Genomic DNA, 1,584 nt, shown 5'->3' with positions numbered 1-1,584 from the left:
CCCATGCCCTGCGGCCCCGCGCGGGCGCCCCGCGGTGCGGTTCGCCGGGATGCGGTCTTACTGGCCCTGTGCGCGGTAGCGCGCCTCGGTGGCCTCCTTGGCCGGGCGCCACCAGGACTCGTTGGCCACGTACCAGTCGATGGTCTGCTTGAGCCCCTCGGCGAAGTCGGTGTGCGCCGGCCTCCAGCCCAGCTCGCGCTGGAGCTTGGTGGAGTCGATGGCGTAGCGGCGGTCGTGGCCGGGGCGGTCGGCGACCCAGTCGAAGTCCTCGGGATCGCGTCCCATCGCCTCCAGGATCATGCGCAGGACGGTGATGTTGTTCTTCTCGCCGTCCGCTCCGATGAGGTAGGTCTCCCCCATGCGGCCCTTGGTGAGGATGTCCCAGACGGCCGATGAGTGGTCCTCGGTGTGGATCCAGTCGCGGACGTTCTCGCCCTTGCCGTAGAGCTTGGGGCGCACGCCGTCGACGATGTTCGTGATCTGCCTGGGGATGAACTTCTCCACGTGCTGGTAGGGGCCGTAGTTGTTGGAGCAGTTGGAGATCGTGGCGCGCAGGCCGTAGGTGCGGGTCCAGGCGCGCACGAGCATGTCGGAGCTGGCCTTGGTACTCGAGTACGGCGAGGACGGGTGGTACGGCGTCTCCTCGGTGAACTTCGCCGGGTCGTCGAGCGCCAGGTCGCCGTAGACCTCGTCGGTGGAGACGTGGTGGTAGCGGATGCCGTACTTCCTCACGGCCTCCAGCAGGCGGAAGGTGCCCTCGACGTTGGTGCGCAGGAAGGGCTCCGGGTCCGCGATGGAGTTGTCGTTGTGGCTCTCGGCGGCGTAGTGGACGATCGCGTCGTGGCCCGGCACCAACTCATCGAGCAGCTCGGCGTCGCAGATGTCGCCGACGACGAGCTCCACGCGGTCGGAGGGCAGGCCCGCGATGTTCTCGGGGTTGCCGGCGTAGGTCAGCTTGTCCAGGACGGTGACGTGGACGCCCGGGTGGTTGTTCACGACATAGTGGACGAAATTGCTGCCGATGAAGCCGCAGCCGCCCGTGACGATGATGTTCTTGGGCTCGAAGAGTTCTTCAGACATGTTTCTATCTCCCATTGGATCGGATTAGTACTCGCGCGGGCTGTTGACGATCTCGCCGGCGGCGACCTTCTTGAGGTGCCGGCCGTAGACCGACTTGCCGTAGGCCTTGGCGGCCCCCTCGAGCTCGGCGGTCGTGATCCAGCCGTTCTCCCAGGCGATCTCCTCGGGCACGGACACGGGCAGGTCCTGGGAGTGCTCCACGGCGCGGACGAACTCCGCGGCCTCGTGCAGGCTCTCCATGGTGCCGGTGTCGAGCCACGCGTACCCGCGGCCCAGGGTGACGACGGACAGCGTCCCCTCCTCCAGGTACATCTGGTTGAGCGTGGTGATCTCCAGCTCGCCGCGCGCGGACGGCTCCACCCTATGGGCCTTGGCGGCCACGTCGCCCGGGTAGAAGTACAGGCCGGTGACGGCGTAGGAGCTCTTGGGCTCGGCTGGCTTCTCCTCGATGGACACGGCCCTGCCCTCGCCGTCGAACTCCACGACGCCGAAGCGCTCGGGGTC

At 67.5% G+C, this 1,584-nt stretch carries 2 protein-coding genes; both read right to left on the bottom strand.

The window, feature by feature from the left end:
* Nucleotides 1–57: 57 nt before the first annotated feature.
* The gene (gene rfbB / locus DWY51_RS09385) at nucleotides 58–1,080 is read right to left on the bottom strand and encodes a dTDP-glucose 4,6-dehydratase (RefSeq protein ID WP_117770656.1); all 1,023 of its coding nucleotides are present in this window, start codon (nucleotides 1,078–1,080) and stop codon (nucleotides 58–60) included.
* Nucleotides 1,081–1,104: 24 nt separating this feature from the next.
* Nucleotides 1,105–1,584, bottom strand: a 480-nt coding sequence (locus tag DWY51_RS09380) for a sugar nucleotidyltransferase (RefSeq protein WP_255413499.1), incomplete at its 5' end; no start/stop codon positions are given.

This window comes from Collinsella sp. AF25-2LB, from assembly GCF_003458415.1.
In the GTDB taxonomy this organism is placed as follows: Bacteria; Actinomycetota; Coriobacteriia; order Coriobacteriales; family Coriobacteriaceae; genus Collinsella.
This window is presented reverse-complemented; position numbering and strand designations above follow the sequence as displayed.